Below are 23,150 nucleotides of genomic sequence, written 5' to 3'. Positions count from 1 at the left end.
GCGCAGCCCGGCGCGACGGGGTGCCGCTGCGCCCACCCGTGCCGCCCCTGGGGGTACCTCCCAGGCCATTAAGGCACTGGGGGAGGCACGACTGCCCGCAGCTCACGCCTGCGGCAGACTTGGGGCATGTCCATTCACGAGAACCTCCTCGGGGGCCCGCCCCCGACCCATCTCCCCGACGACCCCGGGCCACGGGAAATGCTCGCGTCGGGTACCGCGCCGGTCGACGTCGCCGCCGCGCACCCCACCTCCTCGCTCGCCTGGGCGCAGCTCGCCGACGAGGCGTTCGAGCGGGGCGCGGCCGTCGAGTCGTACGCGTACGCCCGTACGGGCTACCACCGCGGCCTGGACGCGCTGCGCCGCAACGGCTGGAAGGGCCACGGCCCGGTCCCCTGGGAGCACGAGCCGAACCGCGGCTTCCTGCGTGCCCTGCACGCCCTCGCCCGTGCCGCACAGGCGATCGGCGAGCAGGAGGAGTACGAGCGCTGCTCCCAGTTCCTGAAGGACTCCTCGCCGGAGGCGGCGCAGGTCCTGGGCTGACGACACCCTGGGCCCGTCCGCCGAGCGGGCGGGCCTTGCGGTCCTGGGGCACGATTGCGGAGTATGCCCGTGGGGACCGGGGCCCCCGTGCCGGCATCGGCAGGGGCGGACCGCTACCCGGAGTTACAAAGCAGGAGACAGCGATGTCCCACGAGGCTCACGAGCCCGAGACCCCGCATCTCGATTTCCACGGCACGACGCCGTACGAGGACTACGTCAAGGCCGACGTGCTCACCCACCTCCAGCACACCCTCTCCGACGACCCCGGAGAGATGGTGTTCCTGGTCACGACCCAGGTCATGGAGCTGTGGTTCACCGTCATCGTCCACGAGTGGGAGACGGCGGCACACGCCCTGCGCCGCGACGACGTCCCCACCGCGACCGCCGCGCTGAAGCGGTCCGTGCGTGAGCTGGAGGCGCTCAACGCCTCCTGGAAGCCGCTCGGCCAGCTCACGCCCGCCCAGTTCAACTCGTACCGGTCCGCCCTCGGCGAGGGCTCCGGATTCCAGTCGGCGATGTACCGGCGGATGGAGTTCCTGCTCGGCGACAAGTCGGCGTCCATGCTGGTCCCGCACCGGGGCGCGCCCCGCGTGCACGCCGAGCTGGAGAAGGCGCTGCACGAGCCGAGCCTGTACGACGAGGTCGTGCGGCTGCTCGCGCGGCGCGGGTACGACATCCCCCAGGCCGTGCTGGGGCGTGACGTGTCGCTGCGCTACGAGCCGTCCCCCGAGGTGGAGGCGGCCTGGACGGCCGTCTACTCGGGTGACGAGAGCGGCGAACTCGCCCGGCTCGGCGAGGCGTTGACGGATGTCGCCGAGCTGGTGTGGCGCTGGCGCAACGACCACCTCGTCGCCACCCGCCGCGCGATGGGCGCCAAGACCGGCACGGGCGGCTCCGCCGGTGTGGCCTGGCTGGAGAAACGGGCGCAGAAGCACGTGTTCCCCGAGCTGTGGACGGCGCGGTCCTATGTCTGAACTGGCGATGCGGGCGGAGAAGCTGGACGCCGCCGACGAGCTGCGCGGCAAGCGGGACGGGTTCGTTCTCGACGAGGTTGTGTACCTGGACGGCAACTCGCTCGGCGCGCTGCCGGCCGTCGTCTCCGGGCGGGTCGAGGACGTCGTACGCCGCCAGTGGGGCGAGCTGCGGATCCGGTCCTGGGAGGAGAGCGGCTGGTGGACCGCGCCCGAGCGGATCGGTGACCGGATCGCCCCGCTGGTCGGGGCGGCGCCGGGACAGATCGTGGTGGGCGACTCGACCAGTGTCAATGTCTTCAAGGCACTCGTGGGGGCCGTGCGGATGGCCGGGGAGGGCCGTGACGAGATCCTCGTCGACGCCACGACCTTCCCGACCGACGGGTACATCGCCGAGTCCGCCGCCCGGATGACCGGCCGCACGCTGCGGCCGGTGGCACCGGCGGACGTGCCGGGCGCGCTGGGCGGCCGGACCGCCGCCGTCCTGCTCAACCACGTCGACTACCGCACCGGCCGGCTGCACGACCTGCCGGCGCTGACGGCCGCCGTGCACGCGGCGGGCGCGTACGCCGTCTGGGACCTGTGCCACAGCGCGGGCGCGCTGCCGGTGGGGCTGGACGAGCACGGCGTGGACCTCGCGGTCGGCTGCACCTACAAGTACCTGAACGGCGGGCCGGGTTCACCGGCGTACCTGTACGTGCGCCGGGAGCTCCAGGACCGCTTCGACTCCCCGCTGCCCGGCTGGAACTCCCACGCCGAGCCGTTCGGGATGCGCGGCGGGTACGAGCCGGCCCCCGGCGCCCTGCGCGGCCGGGTCGGCACGCCGGACATCCTCTCCATGCTCGCCCTGGAGGCGGCCCTGGAGGTGTGGGACGGGGTGCCGGTCGAGGCGGTGCGGGCCAAGTCGCTCGCGCTGACGGACTTCTTCCTGGAGTGCGTGGCCGCGTACGTGCCCGAGGGCAGGGTCGAGTGCCTGACGCCGGCGCCGCACGCGGAGCGGGGCAGCCAGATCGCGTTGCGCTGCGACGACGCCGGTGACGTGATGAAACGGCTCGTCGAGGCGGGGGTGGTCGGCGACTTCCGGGCGCCGGACGTGCTGCGCTTCGGCTTCACACCGCTGTACGTGGGCTTCGCCGACGTGGAGCGGGCCGCGCGGGTGCTGGCCCGGACGCTGGGGTGAGGCCCCGGGACGAACGGCCCCTGCCCCGCGGGGGCCGTTCCGTCTTCACCCAGCGTGACATCCCCGTGTCCGCGCATGTCACGCGCCTGATACCGTCCCGGCCAACGGCCGGACCCCCGCCTGGTCCGCCATCTACGCTGGATCGCTGAGAGGTTGGAGCATGACGGACGACGTCGCAAGCGCACGGGCCGCCGCCGAGGAGAAGTCGGCGTTCTCCCACGCGCCCGTCGCCCCCGACGCCACCGCCGCCTACGGCGACCACCCCGACCAAGTGATCGACTTCTACGCCCCGCGCCGGCAGGGCGGCCCGGGCGGGCCCGCCCCGGTCGTCCTCGTGCTGCACGGCGGTGCCTGGCGGGCACCCTACGACCGGCTTCACATCAGCCCGTTCGCGGCCTTCCTCGCCCGGCGCGGGTTCGCCGTGGCCAGCGCCGAGTACCGGCGCGGTGGTGACGGCGACTCCGTCGCGGGGCGCTGGCCCGACACCCTCGACGACGTCGCGGCGGCGCTGGACGCCCTTCCGGCGCTCGTGAAGGAGCTGCTGCCGCAGGCCGACCCGCGCCGTACGGTCCTCACCGGTCACTCGGCGGGCGGGCACCTCGCCCTGTGGGCCGCGTCCCGGCACGTCCTGCCGGCCGGCTCGCCCTGGCACAGCGACAGCCCGGCGGCCCTGCGCGGTGTGGTCGCGCTCGCCCCGATCGCGGACCTCGCGGTCGCCGACAAGCTCGACGTGTGCGGCGGTGCCGTACGGCAACTGCTGGGCGGGGACGAGCACTTCGCCGAGCGGCAGCCCTACGCGGACCCGGCGCTGCTGCTGCCCACCGGCATCGCCACGACCCTCGTCCAGGGCCGCGCGGACCTCGACGTGCCGCAGGCGGTCGCCGAGTCGTACGCGGACGCGGCGGCGAAGGCCGGGGAGATGGTGGGCGTGACGCTGCTGGAGGACGTGGGGCACTTCCCGCTCATCGACCCGGCGGCCGACGCGTGTGCGGTGGTCGTGGAGGAGATCGCCCAACTGGCCTGGTGAAGCGCCCGATCGGCCTGGTGAGCGGACTTCTTGGTCAGACCCCTGGGTCGTACCCGTAGTACCTGAGAGCCAGGCCGCAGGTGAGCTCCGCGGTGTGACGCGGACGACGGGCCCCCATCCGTAACTTCCCTTCCAAGCAGACCCGATGGCCGGGTGCGCGGGAAGGGACGACCATGGGGCCGGCGGCGAAGTACCGCTTCGGTGAGGGCGCTCGGCGCCGCGGACACCGATGGCGTCGTGCCGCGCTCGCCGTCCTCGTCGCGGGTGCGGTGGTGTTCCCTCTCTCCGCGGCGGGACGCCCGGAGATCCCCGCGCCCGCCCCCGCGTCCCTCGCACCTCTCAGCGCGTCGACGCTCGACGAGGCGTACGCGGCCAACCGCGCCAACGCCGCCGAAGCGGCCCGGCTGGCCGCCGCCCACCACGACCGGGACCGGGCCTCGACGGACCGTCAGCTCGCCGCTCCGGCCCGGCATCTCCTCCGTTTCGACGGCCGCGGCTCCGGCCGGGTGACGGAGGTCCTGGGCGACCTCGCCCGCGCCGACCGCATCGCCGTCCTGGTCCCCGGCTCCGACACGAGCCTCGACACCTACGGCCGGTTCCACGCGGCGGCCGCCGCCCTGTACGGACAGCTCGCGCGGCAGGCCCCCGCGGGCACGCGCACGGCGGTCGTGGCCTGGCTGGGCTACGAGACGCCGGGCACGGTCAGCGCGACGGTCACGACGACCGGCAGGGCGGAGCAGGCGGCCCCGCGGCTGCGCGCGCTCGTCGCCGACCTGCGCGCCCTGTCGGGCGGCGGACCGCGCGTCTCGCTGCTGTGCCACTCCTACGGTTCGGTCGTCTGCGGCCGGGCCGCCGCCGGGCTCGCCGTCGACGACATCGCGCTCGTCGGCAGCCCCGGCACCGGCGCGGACTCCGCGGCCGCCCTGCACACCCGCGCCCGCGTCTGGGCGGCCCGCGGCGGCGACGACTGGGTTCAGAACGTCCCGCACCTCAGCGCGGACCTGTTCGGCACCACCGTCGGCTTCGGCACCGACCCCGTCTCCCCGGCCTTCGGCGCCCGGGTCTTCGCGGCCGGCGACGGCGGCCACAGCGACTACTTCAGACCCGGCTCGACCTCCCTGACCAACCTGGCCCGGATCGTCCTGGGCGAGACCAAGGCGGTGACCCATGACTGACGTCGGAGCACGCGAAGTACGCGGAGTACTCGGAGTGCGAGGTGTCCGGCATGCGGTGCGCCGCGGCGCCGAACGCGTCGGTGCGGCCGCTCCCGCCGACCGCGACCGGGCCGTGGACGCCCTGCGGGCCGCCGCGGTCCTCGGTGTCGTCCTCGGGCACTGGCTGGTCACGGCCCTGGTCGCCGACAGCGGCACCCTGCGCACGGCGAGCCCTCTCCAGCACATGCCCTGGCTGACCCCCGTCTCCTGGCTGTTCCAGACGCTCGCCGTGTTCTTCCTGGTCGGCGGGCATGTCGCCACGCGCAGCCTGGCCTCGGCCCGGGCCCGCGGCATCTCGTACCACCGCTGGCTGGCTTCCCGGCTGACCCGGCTGTTCGCACCCGTCGCGGCCGTCCTCGGCCTGTGGACGGTCGCCGCGCTCGCCCTGCTGCTGTCGGGCGCCGAGTTCGGGACGGTCCGGACGCTGGTGAAACTGGCCCTGTCCCCGCTGTGGTTCCTGGTGGTGTTCGCGGCGCTGACGGCGGCGACCCCGCTGCTGACCCGGCTCAACCCGCTGTGGCCGCTGGCCGTCGTACTCCATGTGGACCTGCTGCGCTTCGGCCTCGGCGGCCCCTCCTGGCTGGGCTGGGTGAACGTGGCCGCGGGCTGGCTGGTGCCCTTCACGCTGGGCGCGGCCTGGACCCGGGGCGAGCTGGAGCGCCGCCGCGCGGGCTGGATCCTGCTCGGCGGCGGTGCCGTGGTGACCGCGGGGCTCGTCGCGTGGGCGGGCTATCCGGCGTCGATGGTCGGCGTCCCGGGTGAGGGCGTGTCCAACCTGGACCCGCCGACGCTGGCCGTCGTCACCTTCGGGCTGGCCCAGTGCGGTCTCGCGCTGCTGCTGCGCGAGCGGCTGCGGCGGGCGATGCGCCGGCCCGTGGCGTGGGCGGCGGTGGCCTTCGTCAACCTCTTCGCGATGACCGTCTTCCTGTGGCACCAGACGGCCCTGATGGCCACGACGGCCACCGGCCTCCTCGCGGGCCGGCTCCCCGGCCTGCACACGACGCCGGACAGCCTCGCCTGGGTCGGGGCGCGGCTGCTCTGGCTGCCGGTGTTCGCGCTGGCCCTCGCGGTCTGCTGGGCCGCCTTCCGGTCCTTCGAGCGGGGCGCGGGCGGCCGGGACCGGCGGTCGCGGGTGGTGCGGGCGCACCGTCCGTCCGACCGGGGGACAGCGGCGGCGGCCCGTCATGTCTAGGCTGGGGCGCGTGACGGACACGGGGGTGGGCCGCGCGCTGCGGGCGCGCGTCGGGGGCTGGCTGCGGGTGCTGCGCCAGGACCTGTGGACGGCCCGGACGGATCCGCTGCCGCCCTCGACCTGGATGCGCTGGCTGCCGCACGGACTGGTGTGCCTGGCGGCGTTCGGTGTCACGGTCGGCGGCACCGGCGACATGAACGGCAACGGCCATCTCGGCGCCAACCTGGCCTTCCTGGTAGCGGCAGGGCAGGGCGGCGCCATGGTCCTGGGACTGTGGCGGCCGGTGCCGGCGTGGTGGCTGTCCATGGGCGCCTTCGTCGTGGGAGCTGTGGCGGTGCGCGGCCGGCTCGGTTTCGACCCGGAGACCTACACCTGGCCCTGGACCGCGGCCGGCATCATCGCCGAGATGTTCGTGCTGCTGCTGCTCGCCCTGCGGGTGCCCACCCGCGCGGCGATAGCGGCGCTGGCCGTGACCGCGCTGCTCACCTACGGGCTGGAGGGCCTGCGGGGCGCGGAGCGCTACGACACCACCGGCGTGCTCTCGCTCTCCCTGTTCGCCGTCGTCGTGGTCGTCGGCACCGCCCTGCGCGGTCGCCGCGAGGCCCGCGCGCAGCTCGTCGAGCAGACCACGCTCACCGCCGAGGAGCGCACCCGGCGCACCCTGCTGGAGGAGCGCAGCCGCATCGCGCGGGAGCTGCACGACGTGGTGGCCCACCACATGTCGGTCATCTCCATCCAGGCACAGGTCGCCCCGCACCTCGTGGAGAACCCGCCCGACGAACTCAAGGAGAACCTCGCCGGCATCCGGCAGAACGCGCTGGAGGCGCTGACCGAGCTGCGCCGGGTGCTGGGCGTGCTGCGCTCGGAGCACCCCGGGCCGGGGGAGCCCGCCGGCCCGGACGGCGACACCGCCGGGCACGCCCCTCAGCCCACCCTCGACCGGCTCGACGCGCTGGTGGAGAACACCCGGGCCGCCGGCCGCGAGGTCATCACCGAGATCAACGGCGAGCGGCGCCCGCTGCCGCCCGGCGTGGAGCTGTCGGCGTACCGGATCGTGCAGGAGGCGCTGAGCAACGTCCTGCGGCACGCGCCCGGCGCGAGAGCCACGGTCCGTCTCACGTATGAGCCGGACGGCCTGGAGGTGGAGGTCGTCAACGGCCGGCCGACCGGACCGGCACCGCCCTCCACGGGAGCCGGGCACGGACTGCTCGGCATGCGGGAGCGGGTCGCGATGCTCGGCGGCACCATGACGGCACACCCGTGGCACTGGGACGGCTTCAAGGTCACCGCGTTCCTCCCGGACATCCCGCCCGCCGACACCCAGGCCACCACCCGTTCTACCCACACCACCACCGATCCCCGGGGAGGGACTCCATGACGAGCAGCGCCGGCCGGCCCATCCGGGTTCTCATCGTCGACGACCAGGCGATGGTCCGGCAGGGCTTCACCGTGCTGCTCGGCACCCAGCCCGGCATAGAGGTCGTCGGCGAGGCGAAGGACGGCGAGGGCGGCGTCGCGATGGCCGCCGAGACCGCCCCGGACGTCGTCCTCATGGACATCCGCATGCCCGGGATCGGCGGCATCGAGGCCACCGCGCGCATCACGACCGCGAACCCGGACATCAGGGTGCTGGTGCTCACCACCTTCGACCTCGACGAGTACGTGTACGACGCGCTGCGCGCCGGAGCGTCCGGCTTCCTGCTGAAGGACGCCTCGTCGGAGCAGCTCGCCGAGGCGGTCCGGGTGATCGCGGCCGGTGACGCGCTGCTCGCCCCGGTGATCACCCGCAAGCTGATCGCCGAGTTCTCCCGGCTGGACGACCGGCCCCGCTCCCCGCTCAAGGAGCGGATCGGTGACCTGACCGAGCGGGAGACGGAGGTGCTCGCCCTGATCGCGCAGGGTCTGTCGAACGCGGAGATCTCCAAGCACCTGTTCGTCGCCGAGCAGACGGTGAAGACCCACGTGGGCCGGATCCTGGTGAAGCTGGGCCTGAGGGACCGCACGCAGGCGGCGGTGTTCGCGTACGAGTCGGGGCTGGTCCGGCCGGCGGGGTACTGAGGCCGGGCCCCGTAGTACCTGAGGGGGAGCCCCGGGAACCCCTCTCACTGGGGACGACCGCGACCAGGGGTGCGCCTACCGTTCTGTACGTGACCGAGACGACTCACCTGCAGATCACGCCGCCGGGCGACGAGGCCAAGTCCCGCAGCCCGGAGTACCGGCTGGCCGTGGACGCCCTGCGCGGGCTGCGGCAGGACCTGTTCCACGACGCCTTCGCCTACCGCCTGCTGCCGCGCATGCGCGTCGACGGCCCCCTGACCAGGAGGCTGCCCGGCCGTCTGCGGGACTTCGCGACCTGGACGCCGCACGCCGTGATCTGCGCGGCAGCCCTGATCGCCCTGTTCGGCGCGACGGTCGAGGAGGGCTTCGCGTTGCTGCTCGGCCTGCTCGCCGTGGTCCCGGTCCTGCTGACCATGGTCCGGCCGGTCGGAGCGTTCTGGGCGTCCATGGCGGCCACCCCGCTGGCCCTGCCGTTCGGCGACCCGTGGGGCGACTGGCCCTGGCTGCCGGGCAGCTTCGTCTGCCATCTGGCGGTGCTGACGGTCGTGGCCGTGCGCACCAGGCCGCGCGCGGCCGCCTGGATGTGGGCGCTGACCGGGCTGTACGGCATCCTCGCGGAGACGCTCTTCTCCTCGGGCCGCCACGGCACCAACACCGGCCCCATGCTGACCGTCTCCGCGTTCGTCCTCCTCGCCGTCACCGTCTGGCACATCCGCCGCCACGCGGAGCAGGAGGTCACCGCGCAGCAGACGGTCACCGCGCACGAGCGCTCCCGCCGCACGCTGCTGGAGGAGCGCACGACGATCGCCCGCGAGCTGCACGACGTGGTCGCCCACCACATGTCGGTGGTCGCCATCCAGGCGGAGGCCGCGCCCTACCGGGTGGAGAACCCGCCGCCGGAGCTGGAGAAGGCCTTCGCCACGATCCGGGAGAACGCGGTGGCGGCCCTGACCGAGCTGCGCCGGGTCCTGGGCGTCGTCCGCGCCGAGGACTACGAGGCCCCGGACGCCCCGCAGCCCACGCTCGCCGACCTGGAGGGGCTGCTGGCCAATGTGCGGGAGGCCGGTCTGGGGGTCGAGAAGGTGGTGACCGGCGCGGTGCGCGAGCTGCCGCAGGGTGTGGAGCTGTCGGCGTACCGGATCGTGCAGGAGGCCCTGAGCAACACCCTGCGGCACGCGCCGGGTGCGAGCGCCCGTGTCGAGATCGGGTACGTGCTCGGCGGCCTGGGCCTGCGCATAGTCAACGGCCCGCCGCCCAACCCGAGCCTGATCAAGCCCTCGCCCGGCGCCGGGCACGGCATCACGGGTATGCGGGAGCGCGTGACGATGCTGAACGGCGAGATGACGGCGGGCCGCACGGACGACGGAGGTTACGAGGTGGCGGTGTTCCTGCCGGTCGCCCTGCCGGACGAGGACGACGCATGACCATTCGCGTGCTGATCGCGGACGACCAGATGATGGTGCGCGAGGGCTTCTCGGTCCTGCTGAACGCGATGCCGGACATCGAGGTCGTCGGCGAGGCGGTGAACGGCCGGGAGGCCGTCGCGAAGGTCCGCGAGTTCGCCCCGGACGTCGTGCTGATGGACATCCGCATGCCCGAGCTGAACGGCATCGAGGCGACCCGCGAGATCGTCGCCGCCGACGGCGCGGCCAAGGTGCTGGTGCTCACCACCTTCGACCTCGACGAGTACGTCTACCAGGCGCTGCGCGCGGGAGCCTCCGGGTTCCTCCTCAAGGACGCCTCGGCCCGCCAGCTCGCCGACGGGGTGCGGGTCGTGGCCGCCGGTGAGGCCCTCCTGGCCCCGTCGGTGACCAGGCGCCTGATCACCGAGTTCTCCAAGCTCTCCGAGACGCCGCGCCTCATGCCCTCCGCGCAGGCGGCGTACGGCGACCTCACCGACCGGGAGACGGAGGTGCTGGTCCTCATCGCGCAGGGCCTGTCGAACGCGGAGATCGCCGAGCGGCTGGTGGTCGCCGAGTCGACGATCAAGACACATGTCAGCCGGATCCTGGTGAAGCTGGGCCTCAGGGACCGGACCCAGGCGGCGGTGTTCGCCTACGAGGCACGGCTGGTGACGCCCGGCTAGACGGAGGGACGTCGCCCCGCAGGCCCGCGGGCCCGGGGGCGACGGTCCGGATCAGTCCAGCTGCATCGGCACGCAGTCGCTCACGTACGACTTGGAGACCCAGCCGGTGGTGCCCTTGGCCAGCCCGCTCTTCGACTTCTGGCCCAGCTTCAGCTTGATCCAGGAGCCCTTGGTGCCGACCTTCTTGCCCCAGTCGTTCTTGTGGAGGATACCCTTGGACGTGTAGCCGGTGCCCGGGCCCGTGCGGAAGTTCACGCCGCTGCTCTTGTAGACGTAGTAGTAGACGCGCGGCTTGCACGGCATCTCGGCGGCGGTGGCGACGGGGGCGGTGGCCGCGACGGCACCGGCGGTCAGCGACAGGGCCAGTACGGCCGAGGCGGCCAGACGTGCGGGGACGCGGGTGCGGAGCTTGGCTCGCTGCTGTGTCATGACGTTCTTTCTTGTGAAGTCAGATGCCGCTCAGGCGGCCCGCCCAGCTTAACGATCTTGGTCGGCCCTGGTCAGACAGGGGGATGTGGGGCTAGCGTCCGTCCATGGCAGCTGCTTTCGACCTCGCGTTCGACCCGTGGGACCCGGCGTTCCTCGCCGACCCGTACCCCGCCTACGCCGAGCTGCGCGCGCGGGGCCGGGTGCACCACTACGCGCCCACGAACCAGTGGCTCGTCCCGCATCACGCGGACGTCTCGGCGCTGCTGCGCGACCGGCGCCTGGGCCGGACCTACCAGCACCGGTTCACCCACGAGGAGTTCGGCCGCACCCCGCCCCCGCCGGAGCAGGAGCCGTTCCACACGCTCAACGACCACGGGATGCTCGACCTGGAGCCGCCGGACCACACCCGGATCCGGCGCCTGGTGTCGAAGGCGTTCACGCCGCGCACGGTGGAGCGGCTGAAGCCGTATGTGCGGGGCCTCGCGGACGAGCTCGCCTCGGCCCTGGCCGAAGCGGGCGGCGGCGACCTGCTCAAGGACGTCGCCGAGCCCCTCCCGGTGGCGGTGATCGCGGAGATGCTCGGCATCCCGGAGTCCGACCGGGCCCCGCTGCGGCCCTGGTCGGCGGAGATCTGCGGGATGTACGAGCTGAACCCGTCCGAGGAGACGGCGGCGCAGGCGGTCCGGGCGTCGGTGGAGTTCTCCGACTACCTGCGCGAACTGATCGCGGCCCGCCGCAAGGAGCCCGGCGATGATCTGATCTCGGGCCTGATCGCGGCCCACGACGAGGGCGACCGCCTCACCGAGCAGGAGATGATCTCGACGGCGGTCCTCCTCCTCAACGCCGGCCACGAGGCCACGGTGAACGCCACGGTCAACGGCTGGTACGCCCTGTTCCGCAACCCGGCCCAGCTGGAGCTGCTGCGCGCGGACCACTCGCTGATCCCCTCCGCCGTCGAGGAACTGATGCGCTACGACACCCCGCTCCAGCTCTTCGAGCGCTGGGTCCTGGACGAGATCGAGCTCGCCGGCACGACGATCCCCCGCGGTGCGGAGGTCGCCCTGCTCTTCGGCTCCGCCAACCACGACCCGGCGGTGTTCCAGAACCCGTCCGCCCTGGACCTGACCCGCCCGGACAACCCCCACATCTCCTTCAGCGCCGGCATCCACTACTGCATCGGCGCACCCCTGGCCCGCATCGAACTGGCGGCGTCGATGGGGGCGTTGCTGGAACGGGCGCCGACGCTGCGCCTGGCCGCCGAGCCGGAGAGGAAACCGAACTTCGTGATCAGGGGGCTGGAGGGGCTGGCCGTCGAGGTGGGGTGAGAGCCCGAGCAGTACGTCGACCGATCACGTGGTCATGTCCCGCCTGCGCAACCCCGCCAGCCCTCCTGCCACCAGCACCACGGCCAGCCCGGTCAGCACCACCACCGGCCCCCACTCCATGGATCCTCCGGGCAGCTTCGGCAGATGCCCGAACGGCGAGATGTCCAGTACCGCCTGCGGGACGTCCAGCGCGGGGCCGACCCAGCCGATCAGCAGGGCCGCCCCCGCCACGCCCCATGCGGCCGCGGCCGCGCGAGGCAGCACCCCGTGCAGCAGCACCGCCACCCCGCCGATCACCCAGATCGCCGGCACCTGCACCAGGCACGCCCCCAGGACCGGGCCGGTCTCCTTGCCGTAGCCGGCGGCCAGACCGAGGCCGGCCAGGAGCATGAGGAGCGCCGCACCGCCGAAGGCGATCACCAGGTGCCCGGCAGCCCACCGCAGGCGGCCCACCGCGTTCGCCAGCACCGGTTCCGCCCGGCCTGAGGTCTCCTCGCCGTGCAGGCGGAGCACCGACGCCACGATGTACAGCGCGGCGACCAGGCCGAGCATGCCGGTCATCGACGCCAGGAACGTGTCCGTCAGGCCGGACCGGCCGCCCATCCGCTCGAAGATCCGCCGGGCGCCGTCGTTGTCGCCGACGAGGTCGGCCGCGCCCTCGGTCATGCCGCCGTAGACGACCCCGGCGAGAAGGAAGCCGACGCTCCAGCCCAGCACACCGCCCCGCTGCAACCGCCAGGCCAGCGCGCCCGCGCTGCCCAGGCGGCCGGACGCCGGGCCCGGCCGGGTGGGCAGGAAGCTCATGCCGACGTCCCGGCGGCCGGCCAGCCCGTACGCGACCGCGCCCTGGAGGAGGACCGCCCCGGCGAGCAGCGCCAGCACCCACCAGCGCTCGTCCGCGTACGGCCGCAGGTTCTCCAGCCAGCCCAGCGGCGACACCCAGGTCAAGGCGGACGAGCCGTCGTCCGTCGCCGAGTCGCCGGCGGCGCGCAGCACGAACGCGGCGCCCAGCACCGCCGCCGTCAGACCCCGGGCCAGCCGCGCGCTCTCGGTCAGCTGGGCGACGATCGCCGCCGTCGTGGCGAAGACCATGCCGGCTCCGGCGATGCCGAGGCCCAGGGCCAGCGCCCCGGTCGCGCCCTGGCCGGCGAGGCCGACGGTGAGCAGCAGCGCCAGCACCCCGTTCGCGACCGCCGCCGCCAGCAGGGCCGCCGTGAGGGAGGCCCGGCGGCCCACCATCCCGGACGCCACCAGCTCCTGACGGCCGCTCTCCTCCTCGTCCCGGGTGTGCCGGACGACGACCAGCAGGCTCATCACGGCGGCCAGTGCGCCCGCGTAGACGCCGACCCGCCAGGCCGTCAGCGCGCCCAGCGAGTCGTCGAAGACCGGGCCGACCATCGCGCGCAGCGAGGAGTTGGTCCCCATCTGCCGGATCAGGTCGGCGCGTTCGGCCGGGGTGCCGTAGAGGCCCTCCAGGGTGTTCGGCATGGAGAGGACCATCAGGGCGTTCACCGCGATCCACACGGGCATCATCAGCCGGTCGCGGCGCAGGGCGAACCGCAGCAGCGTGCCCGTCCCGGCCAGCCTGCGTGAGCTGCCGGGCCGTACGGCGAAGGTCGTCATCGGGCGGCCGCCTCGTCCTGGTAGTGCCGCAGGAACAGTTCCTCCAGCGTCGGCGGCGTCGACGTCAGCGACCGTACGCCCGACTCGCTCAGGGACCGCAGGACGGCGTCCAGCCCGTCGGTGTCGACCTGGAGCCGGACCCGGCGCCCCCGCACGTCGAGGTCGTGGACGCCGGGCAGGTGCGCCAGCCCGTTGGGCGGGCCCGCGAGTTCGGCGACGACACTGGTGCGGGTCAGGTGGCGCAGGTCGGCGAGCGTACCGCTCTCGACCGTGCGGCCCTTGCGGATGATGCTCACCCGGTCGCACAGCTCCTCGACCTCGCTCAGGATGTGGGAGGAGAGCAGGATCGTGCGGCCCCGGTCGCGTTCCTCGGCCACACAGCGCTGGAAGACCTCCTCCATCAGCGGGTCCAGGCCCGAGGTCGGCTCGTCCAGGATCAGCAGGTCGACGTCCGAGGCGAACGCGGCGACCAGGGCGACCTTCTGCCGGTTGCCCTTGGAGTAGGTGCGGCCCTTCTTGGTCGGGTCGAGCTCGAACCGCTCGGTCAGCTCCGCGCGGCGCCGGGGGTCCAGGCCTCCGCGCAGCCTGCCATACAGGTCGATGACCTCGCCGCCGGAGAGGTTGCGCCACAGCGTCACGTCCCCGGGGACGTAGGCGATCCGGCGGTGCACCTCCACCGCGTCCGCCCAGGGGTCGCGGCCCAGCACCTGCGCGGCGCCCGAGTCGGCGCGCAGCAGGCCGAGCAGGACCCGGATGGTGGTGGACTTGCCCGAGCCGTTGGGGCCGAGGAAGCCGTGGACCTCGCCGGAGGCGACGTCCAGGTCGAGCCCGTCGAGAGCGTGCGTCCGTCCGAAGGACTTGTGCAGTCCGGAGACGGTGATGGCCTTCGTCATGCTTCAGAACGTACGCTTCTTTCAGAATTTTGTGAAGTTAAGGAAGATCGTGAATCACGGCTAGAATGAATCCCATGACGGAATCAGCCGGGGGCGCGCGGGACGCGGAGGCCGTGTCGAAGTTCGTCGAGTCCTTCGCGGCGCAGCTCGTCGAGGCGGGGATGCAGCGGATGCCCGCCCGGGTCTTCGCCGCGCTCCTCTCCTCGGACGAGGGCTCGATGACCTCGGCCGAGCTGGGCGAACAGCTCCGGATCAGTCCCGCGGCGGTGTCCGGGGCGGTGCGCTACCTGGCCCAGACGCACATGGTCTCGCGCGAACGGGAGCCCGGCTCGCGCCGCGAGCGCTACCGGGTGCACGGCAACCAGTGGTACGAGGCACTGACCAACCGCGAGGCCGTCATCAAGCGCTGGGAAGGCGCCCTGCGGGAGGGCGTCACCAGCCTCGGCGCCGACACCCCGGCCGGCCGCCGCATGGCCGAGACGCTCGCGTTCTTCGAGTTCATCGAGACTGAGATCGTGGAGATGATGGAGCGCTGGCGCGTGCACCGGGAGAAGACGTTCGGCCAGGAATGACGCGCGGGCGCGATCACGGCGCCGCCGGTACCGTCAGCCCCCAGGCCCCCTCCCGGACCACCCACGTCCGGGTCCGCACCGGCCCCGACACCACCGCGTCCGCCCGGTAGCGGAAGTGGGCCCCCGACACCGTCACCGTCCGGCCCCGCGCGAGCAGGGGCGAGGCCTCGGCGCCCACCGACACCGGGCGGACCTCCACCGCCGCCACCCCGGAGGCCGAGGGCGACACCGACACCGCCTCGACCGGCTGGTGCAGGTCGACGAGGGTCTCGCCGTCGACCTCGACCCGCAGCCGCGAGGGGCCGGGCTCGGGCGCGGAGGCGAGCCGGGACGGACGGGCGGCCGGGACCAGGGTGCGCACCAGGGACTGGCAGGTGCGCAGCCAGGGGCGGCCCGGCGCGTCCTCGGGGTCCTGCGCCGGAGGGCCGGCCGTCACCGGCGGTATGCGCAGCGCGCCGAGCACCACCCCGTCGCTGTCGTCCACCATCAGGTCCATCCGCCGCTCGACCCCGTCGAGCACCGCCCGCGCCGCCGCCACCGTCCCCGTCGGCACCCCCAGCGACCGGGCCAGGGACTGCACGCCCCCGACCGGCACCACCGACAGCGCGCATCCGGCCAGCTCCCGATGCCGGTGCAGCAGCGACACCGCGCGGATCAGGGCCCGGTCGTCACCCACCACCACCGGGCGGCGCGAGCCCCGCCGGCGCAACGCCCGCGCGAACTCCTCCGGGCCGTCCGGCAGGCACAGCTTCACGGCCGCACCCGCTCCGAGCACGTCTTTCGCGATCCGTACGGACTCGCCGTCCGACCGACGGGCGACCGGGTCGACCACCACCAGCAGCTGCTCGGACGTCGCGGAAGTCGCCACCTCGGCCATGCCTCGCTTCCTCGGGTAGCATCTTTGTGCAAGAGCCCCTTGCGCTATTGCGCCAGGGGCTTCGTCTATTCCGGGGCATCCGGTCCGACGGTTGGCGACCAACGGCGGTCGCGGTGTACGCGGCTTCATACCATCCGCGTGCGCCCTCGACCATGGACATGCCCCGCCCGGAAGGGGTGTACGCGCGTGCCCGCACTTGTGCTGCTCGGTGCTCAGTGGGGTGACGAAGGCAAGGGAAAGGCCACCGACCTTCTCGGTGGTTCGGTGGACTATGTAGTGCGCTACCAGGGCGGCAACAACGCCGGCCACACGGTGGTCGTGGGTGACCAGAAGTACGCCCTCCACCTGCTCCCTTCCGGAATCCTGTCTCCCGGCTGCACGCCGGTCATCGGTAACGGTGTCGTCGTCGACCCGTCGGTCCTGCTCTCCGAGCTGAGCGGTCTGAACGAGCGTGGTGTCGACACCTCCAAGCTCCTCCTCAGCGGAAACGCGCACATCATCACGCCGTACAACGTCACGGTCGACAAGGTGACGGAGCGTTTCCTCGGCAAGCGGAAGATCGGCACGACCGGGCGCGGCATCGGCCCGACCTACGCCGACAAGATCAACCGCGTCGGTATCCGCGTCCAGGACCTGTACGACGAGTCGATCCTCACGCAGAAGGTCGAGGCGGCGCTCGACGTCAAGAACCAGATCCTCACCAAGCTCTACAACCGGCGCGCGATCGCCGTCGACCAGGTCGTCGAGGAGCTGCTGGGCTACGCCGACAAGCTCGCGCCGTACGTCGCCGACACCGTCCTGGTCCTCAACCAGGCGCTGGAGGAGGACAAGGTCGTCCTGTTCGAGGGCGGCCAGGGCACGCTCCTGGACATCGATCACGGCACGTACCCCTTCGTCACCTCCTCCAACCCGACCGCGGGCGGCGCCTGCACGGGCGCGGGCGTGGGCCCGACGAAGATCAGCCGTGTCATCGGCATCCTCAAGGCCTACACGACCCGTGTCGGCGCCGGCCCGTTCCCGACGGAACTGTTCGACGAGGACGGCGAGGCGCTGCGCCGGATCGGCGGCGAGCGCGGTGTCACCACCGGCCGTGACCGGCGCTGCGGCTGGTTCGACGCGGTGATCGCCCGCTACGCGACCCGGGTGAACGGCCTGACGGACTTCTTCCTCACCAAGCTCGACGTCCTCACCGGCTGGGAGCAGATCCCGGTCTGCGTGGCGTACGAGATCGACGGCAAGCGCGTCGAGGAGCTGCCCTACTCCCAGACCGACTTCCACCACGCGAAGCCGGTCTACGAGATGCTGCCGGGCTGGAGCGAGGACATCTCCAAGGCCAAGTCCTTCGCCGACCTGCCGAAGAACGCCCAGAGCTACGTCAAGGCGCTGGAGGAGATGTCCGGCGCCCCGATCTCCGCGATCGGCGTGGGCCCGGGCCGGGACGAGACGATCGAGATCAACTCGTTCCTGTAGGCCACGGGGCCGTCAGCGCCCGATCACCGGCGTCCCGCGCGGGCGCCGGTGATCGGGCATAGGCTGAAAGTCGTACCCCCCGCGTGCGTCGACCAGAAGAAGGTGAGTGCGATGCGCGTACTGCTCAAGGCATCCATGGACACGGAGAAGGCCAACGAGGCCATCCGCAACGGCACCTTGGGGAAGCTGGTCCAGGAGTCGCTGGAACAGATCAAGCCGGAAGCGGCCTACTTCACCTCCGACCACGGCAAGCGGACCGCCTTCATGGTCTTCGACATGCAGGACAGCTCGCAGATGCCGGTGCTCAGCGAGCCCTTCTTCCTCCAGCTCGGCGCGGAGATCACCTACACACCGGTGATGAACCTGGAAGACCTGCAGAAGGGCCTCTCCCAGCTGGGCCGCTGAGCCCGGCCGCTAGCTGAAGACGATCATCGACCCCTGGGCCAGACTCCGCGTCACGGCCGCGTGCAGACCGAGCCAGACGTGGCGTTCCCGGGCGAAGGGGCTGGGATCGTACGGGGCCGGGACGGCGGGTTCCTCCAGCTCCGTGGGCACGAGCGGCGGCTGGGGCGCGGCCGGCGGATTGGCCGGGTCGATGCCGATGGCCGGGGCGACCACCTCCAGCTCCCGCAGCAGCGCGTGGGAGGAACCCAGCGGACCGCCGCCCGCGAGGAGTTGGTCGTCGGCGAGCGGACTGGGGAAGTCGACGGGGACGTACGCGCCCGCGTGGTCGTAGTGCCAGACGAGGTGCGACTGCTGGGCCGTCGACTCGAACATCTCCAGCAACTGCTCGTAGTCGCCGCCGAGTTCGTCCACGGGCGTCACCGGCAGGCCGCACACCTGGAGCAGGTAGGCGCGGCGCAGGAAGTGCAGCGCGTCGTAGTCGAAGCCCGCCACCGGGGCGACGTCGCCCGACAGTCCCGGCATGTACTGGTACACCGGCACCGGCGGCAGTCCGGCCTCGGCGAGCACCTTGTTGTATTGCGCGAGTTCCTCGGCGAACGGGTTGTCCGGCGTGTGGCACAACACGTCGACGAGCGGTACCAGCCACAGGTCACAGGCCAAAGAAGGCTCCTCGCTCAGCTCGGTGGTCGGGTGGCGCGGTGTCAGGGAAGGGTATCGGTGCGGCACGGAAAGCGGCTCCCGCCGTGCATGTCCCATACCCATACGGACAGATGCGACGCAGGTCATCCTGAGGCGAGGCGCTCGATCAGGGCGATGGAGTGGGCGTTGTAGCCGGCGATGATCGACCGGGCCGTGTCGGTGTCGCGGGCGCCCAGGGCGTCGACCAGCTCGGTGTGCCCTGCCCACAGCTCGCCCCGCAGGTCCCTGAGCCGGCTCAGGTGCTGCACCGCGCAGACCCAGGTCTGCACACGCAGCCGGTGCAGGAAGTCGGCGAGGTAGGGGTTGCCGAAGAGGGCGGCGAGCTCGCGCCAGAAGCGCAGGTCGTAGCCGATGAGGACGGTGAGGTCACCGGCCGCCGCGGCCCGCTGCGCCTCCTCCCCGCGGCGCCGTACCCCGGCGAGCACGGCGGCGACGCGGGGGTCGCCCGGCTGCCCGGAGGCGTGCTGCCCGGTGGTGAGGGCGTGGAACATCCCCTCGATGACCAGGTCGCGTGCCTCGATCATGCCGCGGAAGTCCTCGGCCGAGTACTCGTGGACGCGGAAGCCGCGGTGCTGGTCGGCGTCGAGGAGGCCCTGCGCGGAGAGGTCGACCAGCGCCTCCCGGACCGGCGTGGCCGACACTCCGTACTGGTCGGCGATCTCCTTGACCGTGAACTCCTGCCCCGGCTGGAGCCGTCCCGCCAGTACCTCGTCACGAAGCGCGTCGGCGATCTGCTGTCGCAGGGTGCTGCGCGTCACGGCGCCGTTGCCGGAGCTGCGGGGCATGGTCAGGGCGTCTCCCTCGTCGCGTTCGGGTGGCGTGCACGTGTATGTCTACGGCCACGCCACCTTACGCGTTCGAACGAGGTGCGAGGTTGGTCGGCTACTGACGGGTTGTGGTCGTCCTCTGGTCGGTTTACACCTGGTTACCTGGTGTATTCGTCCGCCACGGAGAGCGCCGCGTCCAGCGCCGCGAGACCCTCCTTCAGCTCCGCCTCCGTGACGGTGCAGGGCGGCACCACATGCGTCCGGTTCATGTTCACGAACGGCCACAGCCCGCTGTCCTTCGCGGCGGCGGCGAAGGCGGCCATCGCCGCGTTCGCCTCCCCGGCCGCGTTGTAGGGCACCAGCGGCTCCCGCGTCTCCCGGCTGCGGACCAGCTCCAGCGCCCAGAACATGCCGACGCCGCGCACCTCGCCCACGCTCGGGTGCCGAGCGGCCAGCGCGCGCAGCTGCGGGCCCACGACGGACGCGCCCAGCCGGGCCGCGTTCTCGACGACGCCCTCCTCCGCCATGACGTTGATCGTCGCGACGGCGGCGGCGCACGCCAGCGGATGCCCGGAGTACGTCAGACCGCCGGGGTACGGCCGCTTTCCGAAGGTCTCGGCGATCGCACCGGAGATCGCGACCCCGCCCAGCGGCACGTACCCGCTGTTCACGCCCTTGGCGAAGGTCAGCAGGTCGGGCGTGACGCCGAACAGGTCCGCCGCGAACCACTCACCGGTCCGCCCGAACCCGGCCATGACCTCGTCCAGGACGAAGACGATCCCGTACTTGTCGCACAGCTCCCGCACCCCGGCGAGATAGCCGGGCGGCGGGACCATGATCCCGGCCGTGCCCGGGATCGTCTCCAGGATGATCGCCGCGACGGTCGAGGGCCCCTCGAAGGCGATCGTCGTCTCCAGGTGCTCCAGCGCCCGCGCGCACTCCTGCTCCTCGGTCTCGGCGTAGAAACGGGAGCGGTAGAGGTAGGGCGCCCAGAAGTGCACGACCCCGGCCGCGGCGCTGTCGGAGGCCCAGCGGCGCGGGTCGCCGGTGATGTTCACGGCCTGCTGCGTACCGCCGTGGTACGAGCGGTACGCCGAGAGCACCTTCGGGCGGCCCGTGTGCAGCCGGGCCATCCGGATCGCGTGCTCGACGGCGTCGGCGCCGCCGTTGGTGAAGAAGATCTTGTCCAGGTCGCCCGGGGTCCGCTCGGCGATCAGCCGGGCCGCCTCCGACCGGGCCTCGATCGCGAACGCGGGCGCGAAGGTCGTCATCCTCGCCGCCTGCTCCTGGATCGCGGCGACGACCCTGGGGTGCTGGTAGCCGATGTTCGTGTAGACGAGCCCGCTGGAGAAGTCGAGGTAGCGCCGGCCGTCGTAGTCCCAGAAGTACGACCCCTCCGCCCCGGCGACGGCGAGCGGGTCGATGAGCTCCTGAGCGGACCAGGAGTGGAACACATGGTCACGGTCGGCGGCCTTGACGGCGGCACCGGCTTCGGGGTTCGGCTGAGGGGTCATGCGGGCGAGCGTAGGCGCGGGGGAGAGGGCGGTGAAATCGGCGGCCTGTCTGCCGTCGGCGGCATTCCGCGACAGGTTGTCCAGGCGCGCGGAGATCCCGGCGTTGACAGCTTACTGTCCAAATGTCAGGATGCTGTCATGACCTTTCGGGGTCGAGCTTCGGGTCTCAGGAGGAGCCATGAACGCCGTCACCGACCGCAAGCCCGTCCATCTCGCCGTCTACGACACCCTCGCCGACTGGGAGACGGGGCACGCCACGGCCCACCTCGCCCGCGCCGGGTACCGGATCCGGACCGTCGGCCCGTCCACGGACCCGGTCACCAGCATCGGCGGACTGCGCATCCAGCCCGACACCGCCCTGGACGACGTACGGCCCGAGGACAGCTCCCTGCTGATCCTCCCGGGCGCCGACCTCTGGGACACATCCGGCGACCTCGCGCCCTTCGCCCGCAAGGCCCGGGCGTTCCTTGACGCCGGTGTGCCGGTCGCCGCGATCTGCGGGGCCACCGCCGGGCTCGCCCGCGAGGGCCTGCTCGACGACCGGTCCCACACCAGCGCGGTCTCCTTCTACCTGGCCGCGACCGGTTACGCGGGCGGCGAGCGCTACGCCGAGACCGACGCCGTCACCGACGCGAACCTGGTCACCGCCGGCCCGACCGAGCCCGTCGCCTTCGCCCGGGAGATCCTCCGGCTGCTCGGGGTGTACGAGGGCGAGGTGCTCGACGCCTGGTACCGGCTGTTCCACGACTCCGACGCGGCGGCGTACGCCGTGCTGGAGAAGGCCGGGGCGGCATGAGCCGGGAGCGTCAGGACCTGCTCAGCCGCAGCGCCCTCGGCGTGTTCCGGCTGAACGGCCAGTTCCTCGCCGTGGCGGAGGAACTGGCCCGGCCCGCCGGGCTGACTGCCGCCTGGTGGCAGGTGCTGGGCGCGGTCCTCGGGGAGCCGCTGCCCGTCTCCGGCATCGCCCGCGCCATGGGCATCACGCGGCAGAGCGTGCAGCGCATCGCCGACCTGCTGGTGGACCGCGGACTCGCCGAGTACCGGCCGAACCCCGCGCACCGCCGCGCCAAGCTCCTCGCGCCGACCGGGGAGGGGCGGGCGGCGATCGCCCGCATCAACCCCGGGCACACGGCCTTCGCCGACCGGCTGGCGGAGGCCTTCGGGGAGGCGGACCTGGCGGAGGCGGTGCGGGTACTGGAACGGCTGACGAAGGTGCTCGACGAGGTGGGACCGCCTGTTACGGAACCGTAGGCGTCGTTCGGGCCTGCCCCGCCCGGGCCCCGCACTATTCTCGATCTGTTGCTCACGTATGGGGGAAGGCGGCTGAGCGATGGAGAAGCTGGGGCCCGGGGATCCGATGGGGGTCCCCCCAGGCGTTAAGCACTGGGGGAGCATCGGCGCGTACCGGCTGCTGGCGCGGCTCGGGGCGGGCGGCATGGGGCACGTGTATCTGGCCCGCTCGGAGCGGGGCCGTACGGTCGCCGTGAAACTCGTGCGCGAGGAACTGGCCGCGCAGGAGGAGTTCCGGGAGCGCTTCCGGCAGGAGGTGCAGGCCGCGCGCCGGGTCGGCGGGTACTGGACGGCGCCGGTGCTGGACGCGGACACCGAGGCGGCGGTGCCGTGGGTGGCCACCGGGTACGTCGCCGGGCCGAGCCTCCAGCAGGTCGTCGGGCACGACCACGGCGCCCTGCCCGAGCGGACGGTCCGCATCCTCGCGGCCGGGCTCGCGCACGCGCTGAAGGACATCCACGCGGCCGGCATCGTCCACCGCGACCTCAAGCCGNNGGACGGCGGGCTCACTCGCACCGGCGCGCTCGTCGGATCGCCCGGTTTCATGGCGCCCGAGCAGGTGCGCGGCGACCGCATCACCCCGGCGTGCGACGTCTTCTGCCTCGGCTCGGTCCTCGCCTACGCCGCCACCGGCGCCCTGCCCTTCGGCACCGCCAACAGCGGCGTGCACGCCCTGATGTTCCGCATCGCCCAGGAGGAACCGGACCTGGAGGGCGTCCCCGAGGGCATCGCCGACTTGGTCCGCGACTGCCTGCGCAAGGACCCCGCCGCACGCCCGTCCCTCGACCGCGTCCTGGAACGCACAGGTGCGGACGACACCGTCTCCGACGGCCGCGCCCTCGACCCCTGGCTCCCGAGCGCCCTGGTCGCCCAACTCGGGCGGCACGCGGTGCGGCTGCTGGACGCGGAGGATCCGGAGGGGGCCGGCTCCGCCGAGGGAGCGGGTTCCCCCGAGCCGCCTGCCGAGCAGCCGGGCTCCGGCCCCGACGAGAAGCCCGGCCCCGGCCCCGGCCCCAGC

Annotated in this window: 24 protein-coding genes; 17 read left to right on the top strand and 7 right to left on the bottom strand. The window is 72.8% G+C overall.

Annotation, left to right across the window (positions count from 1 at the left end; all coding sequences use genetic code 11):
• Positions 1-126 precede the first annotated feature (126 nt).
• The 10 genes from CCL05_RS37040 to CCL05_RS36995 all read left to right on the top strand — a co-directional run bounded on the left by CCL05_RS37040 (position 127) and on the right by CCL05_RS36995 (position 10,268).
• Complete coding sequence (locus CCL05_RS37040) at positions 127-540, top strand: DUF3151 domain-containing protein (protein ID WP_086565029.1); 414 nt, start codon at positions 127-129, stop codon at positions 538-540.
• 143 nt (positions 541-683) lie between these two features.
• Positions 684-1,514, top strand: coding sequence for a tryptophan 2,3-dioxygenase family protein (locus CCL05_RS37035; RefSeq protein ID WP_086565028.1), 831 nt, complete (start codon positions 684-686; stop codon positions 1,512-1,514).
• Positions 1,507-2,691, top strand: a complete 1,185-nt coding sequence (gene kynU, locus CCL05_RS37030) for a kynureninase (protein ID WP_086565027.1) — start codon at positions 1,507-1,509, stop codon at positions 2,689-2,691. Before CCL05_RS37035 ends, kynU begins: the two co-directional genes overlap by 8 nt.
• A 160-nt stretch (positions 2,692-2,851) precedes the next feature.
• Positions 2,852-3,718 carry an alpha/beta hydrolase gene (locus tag CCL05_RS37025; protein WP_086565026.1) on the top strand — a complete coding sequence of 289 codons (867 nt, stop codon included), beginning with the start codon at positions 2,852-2,854 and terminating at the stop codon, positions 3,716-3,718.
• Between the two features lie 173 nt (positions 3,719-3,891).
• The gene (locus tag CCL05_RS37020) at positions 3,892-4,893 is read left to right on the top strand and encodes an alpha/beta hydrolase (RefSeq protein WP_086565025.1); all 1,002 of its coding nucleotides are present in this window, start codon (positions 3,892-3,894) and stop codon (positions 4,891-4,893) included.
• Complete coding sequence (locus CCL05_RS37015) at positions 4,886-6,124, top strand: acyltransferase family protein (protein WP_086565024.1); 1,239 nt, start codon at positions 4,886-4,888, stop codon at positions 6,122-6,124. Before CCL05_RS37020 ends, CCL05_RS37015 begins: the two co-directional genes overlap by 8 nt.
• On the top strand, positions 6,117-7,502 hold the full coding sequence (locus CCL05_RS37010) for a sensor histidine kinase (RefSeq protein WP_086565023.1): 1,386 nt from the start codon (positions 6,117-6,119) through the stop codon (positions 7,500-7,502). The genes CCL05_RS37015 and CCL05_RS37010 overlap by 8 nt, the downstream gene beginning before the upstream one ends.
• Positions 7,499-8,182, top strand: a complete 684-nt coding sequence (locus CCL05_RS37005) for a response regulator (RefSeq protein ID WP_086565022.1) — start codon at positions 7,499-7,501, stop codon at positions 8,180-8,182. Before CCL05_RS37010 ends, CCL05_RS37005 begins: the two co-directional genes overlap by 4 nt.
• 89 nt (positions 8,183-8,271) lie before the next feature.
• Positions 8,272-9,606 carry a sensor histidine kinase gene (locus tag CCL05_RS37000; RefSeq protein ID WP_244204532.1) on the top strand — a complete coding sequence of 445 codons (1,335 nt, stop codon included), beginning with the start codon at positions 8,272-8,274 and terminating at the stop codon, positions 9,604-9,606.
• Complete coding sequence (locus CCL05_RS36995; RefSeq protein WP_086565020.1) at positions 9,603-10,268, top strand: response regulator; 666 nt, start codon at positions 9,603-9,605, stop codon at positions 10,266-10,268. The genes CCL05_RS37000 and CCL05_RS36995 overlap by 4 nt, the downstream gene beginning before the upstream one ends.
• 51 nt (positions 10,269-10,319) lie before the next feature.
• Here CCL05_RS36995 and CCL05_RS36990 read toward each other — a convergent pair whose 3' ends face one another.
• Positions 10,320-10,697 carry an SH3 domain-containing protein gene (locus CCL05_RS36990; protein ID WP_086565019.1) on the bottom strand — a complete coding sequence of 126 codons (378 nt, stop codon included), beginning with the start codon at positions 10,695-10,697 and terminating at the stop codon, positions 10,320-10,322.
• Positions 10,698-10,801: 104 nt separating this feature from the next.
• Between CCL05_RS36990 and CCL05_RS36985 the strand changes: the two genes are divergently transcribed.
• Entirely contained in the window at positions 10,802-12,022 is a 1,221-nt protein-coding gene (locus CCL05_RS36985) for a cytochrome P450 (protein WP_086565018.1), read from the top strand.
• Positions 12,023-12,046: 24 nt separating this feature from the next.
• On the opposite strand, the gene CCL05_RS36980 is transcribed toward CCL05_RS36985, so the two are convergent.
• Both CCL05_RS36980 and CCL05_RS36975 read right to left on the bottom strand, forming a co-directional pair.
• The gene (locus tag CCL05_RS36980; protein WP_086565017.1) at positions 12,047-13,645 is read right to left on the bottom strand and encodes an ABC transporter permease; all 1,599 of its coding nucleotides are present in this window, start codon (positions 13,643-13,645) and stop codon (positions 12,047-12,049) included.
• Complete coding sequence (locus CCL05_RS36975; protein ID WP_086565016.1) at positions 13,642-14,538, bottom strand: ABC transporter ATP-binding protein; 897 nt, start codon at positions 14,536-14,538, stop codon at positions 13,642-13,644. Before CCL05_RS36975 ends, CCL05_RS36980 begins: the two co-directional genes overlap by 4 nt.
• Positions 14,539-14,612: 74 nt before the next feature.
• Between CCL05_RS36975 and CCL05_RS36970 the strand changes: the two genes are divergently transcribed.
• Positions 14,613-15,110 (top strand): GbsR/MarR family transcriptional regulator, encoded by a 498-nt coding sequence (locus CCL05_RS36970; RefSeq protein ID WP_086565015.1) that lies wholly within the window; start codon positions 14,613-14,615, stop codon positions 15,108-15,110.
• A gap of 13 nt (positions 15,111-15,123) precedes the next feature.
• Here the strand turns inward: CCL05_RS36970 and CCL05_RS36965 are convergent, their stop codons facing one another.
• Positions 15,124-15,987, bottom strand: coding sequence for a diacylglycerol kinase family protein (locus tag CCL05_RS36965; protein ID WP_086565014.1), 864 nt, complete (start codon positions 15,985-15,987; stop codon positions 15,124-15,126).
• A 186-nt stretch (positions 15,988-16,173) separates the two neighbouring features.
• Between CCL05_RS36965 and CCL05_RS36960 the strand changes: the two genes are divergently transcribed.
• Positions 16,174-17,457, top strand: a complete 1,284-nt coding sequence (locus CCL05_RS36960) for an adenylosuccinate synthase (RefSeq protein ID WP_086565013.1) — start codon at positions 16,174-16,176, stop codon at positions 17,455-17,457.
• Between the two features lie 111 nt (positions 17,458-17,568).
• Positions 17,569-17,862, top strand: a complete 294-nt coding sequence (locus CCL05_RS36955) for a hypothetical protein (protein ID WP_086565012.1) — start codon at positions 17,569-17,571, stop codon at positions 17,860-17,862.
• A 9-nt stretch (positions 17,863-17,871) separates the two neighbouring features.
• Here CCL05_RS36955 and CCL05_RS36950 read toward each other — a convergent pair whose 3' ends face one another.
• The 3 genes from CCL05_RS36950 to CCL05_RS36940 form a co-directional block, all read right to left on the bottom strand.
• Complete coding sequence (locus tag CCL05_RS36950; protein WP_086565011.1) at positions 17,872-18,522, bottom strand: phospholipase D-like domain-containing protein; 651 nt, start codon at positions 18,520-18,522, stop codon at positions 17,872-17,874.
• Positions 18,523-18,644: 122 nt separating this feature from the next.
• A complete protein-coding gene (locus CCL05_RS36945) occupies positions 18,645-19,346 on the bottom strand; it encodes a GntR family transcriptional regulator (protein ID WP_086565010.1) in 702 nt (233 codons plus the stop codon).
• 140 nt (positions 19,347-19,486) lie between these two features.
• Positions 19,487-20,842: an aspartate aminotransferase family protein gene (locus CCL05_RS36940; protein ID WP_086565009.1), complete on the bottom strand. Its 1,356-nt coding sequence runs from the start codon at positions 20,840-20,842 to the stop codon at positions 19,487-19,489.
• Between the two features lie 178 nt (positions 20,843-21,020).
• Between CCL05_RS36940 and CCL05_RS36935 the strand changes: the two genes are divergently transcribed.
• The 3 genes from CCL05_RS36935 to CCL05_RS36925 all read left to right on the top strand — a co-directional run.
• Positions 21,021-21,638: a type 1 glutamine amidotransferase family protein gene (locus CCL05_RS36935; protein WP_086565008.1), complete on the top strand. Its 618-nt coding sequence runs from the start codon at positions 21,021-21,023 to the stop codon at positions 21,636-21,638.
• Complete coding sequence (locus CCL05_RS36930) at positions 21,635-22,093, top strand: MarR family winged helix-turn-helix transcriptional regulator (protein WP_086565007.1); 459 nt, start codon at positions 21,635-21,637, stop codon at positions 22,091-22,093. Before CCL05_RS36935 ends, CCL05_RS36930 begins: the two co-directional genes overlap by 4 nt.
• A gap of 79 nt (positions 22,094-22,172) precedes the next feature.
• The coding region (locus CCL05_RS36925; protein ID WP_244204531.1) for a serine/threonine-protein kinase at positions 22,173-23,150 on the top strand (978 nt) is incomplete at its 3' end.

This window comes from Streptomyces africanus, assembly GCF_002150735.1.
Classification (GTDB): domain Bacteria; phylum Actinomycetota; class Actinomycetes; order Streptomycetales; family Streptomycetaceae; genus Streptomyces; species Streptomyces africanus.
Note: the sequence above shows the minus strand (reverse complement) of the source record. Positions and strands in the feature narration are given on the sequence as shown.

Bases quoted from the DNA above. Each gene is read 5' to 3' on its own strand.
- CCL05_RS37040 (WP_086565029.1), top strand. From the start codon at position 127: ATGTCCATTCACGAGAACCTCCTCGGGGGCCCGCCCCCGACCCATCTC.
- CCL05_RS37035 (WP_086565028.1), top strand. From the start codon at position 684: ATGTCCCACGAGGCTCACGAGCCCGAGACCCCGCATCTCGATTTCCAC.
- kynU (WP_086565027.1), top strand. From the start codon at position 1,507: ATGTCTGAACTGGCGATGCGGGCGGAGAAGCTGGACGCCGCCGACGAG.
- CCL05_RS37025 (WP_086565026.1), top strand. From the start codon at position 2,852: ATGACGGACGACGTCGCAAGCGCACGGGCCGCCGCCGAGGAGAAGTCG.
- CCL05_RS37020 (WP_086565025.1), top strand. From the start codon at position 3,892: ATGGGGCCGGCGGCGAAGTACCGCTTCGGTGAGGGCGCTCGGCGCCGC.
- CCL05_RS37015 (WP_086565024.1), top strand. From the start codon at position 4,886: ATGACTGACGTCGGAGCACGCGAAGTACGCGGAGTACTCGGAGTGCGA.
- CCL05_RS37010 (WP_086565023.1), top strand. From the start codon at position 6,117: ATGTCTAGGCTGGGGCGCGTGACGGACACGGGGGTGGGCCGCGCGCTG.
- CCL05_RS37005 (WP_086565022.1), top strand. From the start codon at position 7,499: ATGACGAGCAGCGCCGGCCGGCCCATCCGGGTTCTCATCGTCGACGAC.
- CCL05_RS36995 (WP_086565020.1), top strand. From the start codon at position 9,603: ATGACCATTCGCGTGCTGATCGCGGACGACCAGATGATGGTGCGCGAG.
- CCL05_RS36990 (WP_086565019.1), bottom strand. From the start codon at position 10,697: ATGACACAGCAGCGAGCCAAGCTCCGCACCCGCGTCCCCGCACGTCTG.
- CCL05_RS36985 (WP_086565018.1), top strand. From the start codon at position 10,802: ATGGCAGCTGCTTTCGACCTCGCGTTCGACCCGTGGGACCCGGCGTTC.
- CCL05_RS36980 (WP_086565017.1), bottom strand. From the start codon at position 13,645: ATGACGACCTTCGCCGTACGGCCCGGCAGCTCACGCAGGCTGGCCGGG.
- CCL05_RS36975 (WP_086565016.1), bottom strand. From the start codon at position 14,538: ATGACGAAGGCCATCACCGTCTCCGGACTGCACAAGTCCTTCGGACGG.
- CCL05_RS36970 (WP_086565015.1), top strand. From the start codon at position 14,613: ATGACGGAATCAGCCGGGGGCGCGCGGGACGCGGAGGCCGTGTCGAAG.
- CCL05_RS36965 (WP_086565014.1), bottom strand. From the start codon at position 15,987: ATGGCCGAGGTGGCGACTTCCGCGACGTCCGAGCAGCTGCTGGTGGTG.
- CCL05_RS36955 (WP_086565012.1), top strand. From the start codon at position 17,569: ATGCGCGTACTGCTCAAGGCATCCATGGACACGGAGAAGGCCAACGAG.
- CCL05_RS36945 (WP_086565010.1), bottom strand. From the start codon at position 19,346: ATGCCCCGCAGCTCCGGCAACGGCGCCGTGACGCGCAGCACCCTGCGA.
- CCL05_RS36940 (WP_086565009.1), bottom strand. From the start codon at position 20,842: ATGACCCCTCAGCCGAACCCCGAAGCCGGTGCCGCCGTCAAGGCCGCC.
- CCL05_RS36935 (WP_086565008.1), top strand. From the start codon at position 21,021: ATGAACGCCGTCACCGACCGCAAGCCCGTCCATCTCGCCGTCTACGAC.
- CCL05_RS36930 (WP_086565007.1), top strand. From the start codon at position 21,635: ATGAGCCGGGAGCGTCAGGACCTGCTCAGCCGCAGCGCCCTCGGCGTG.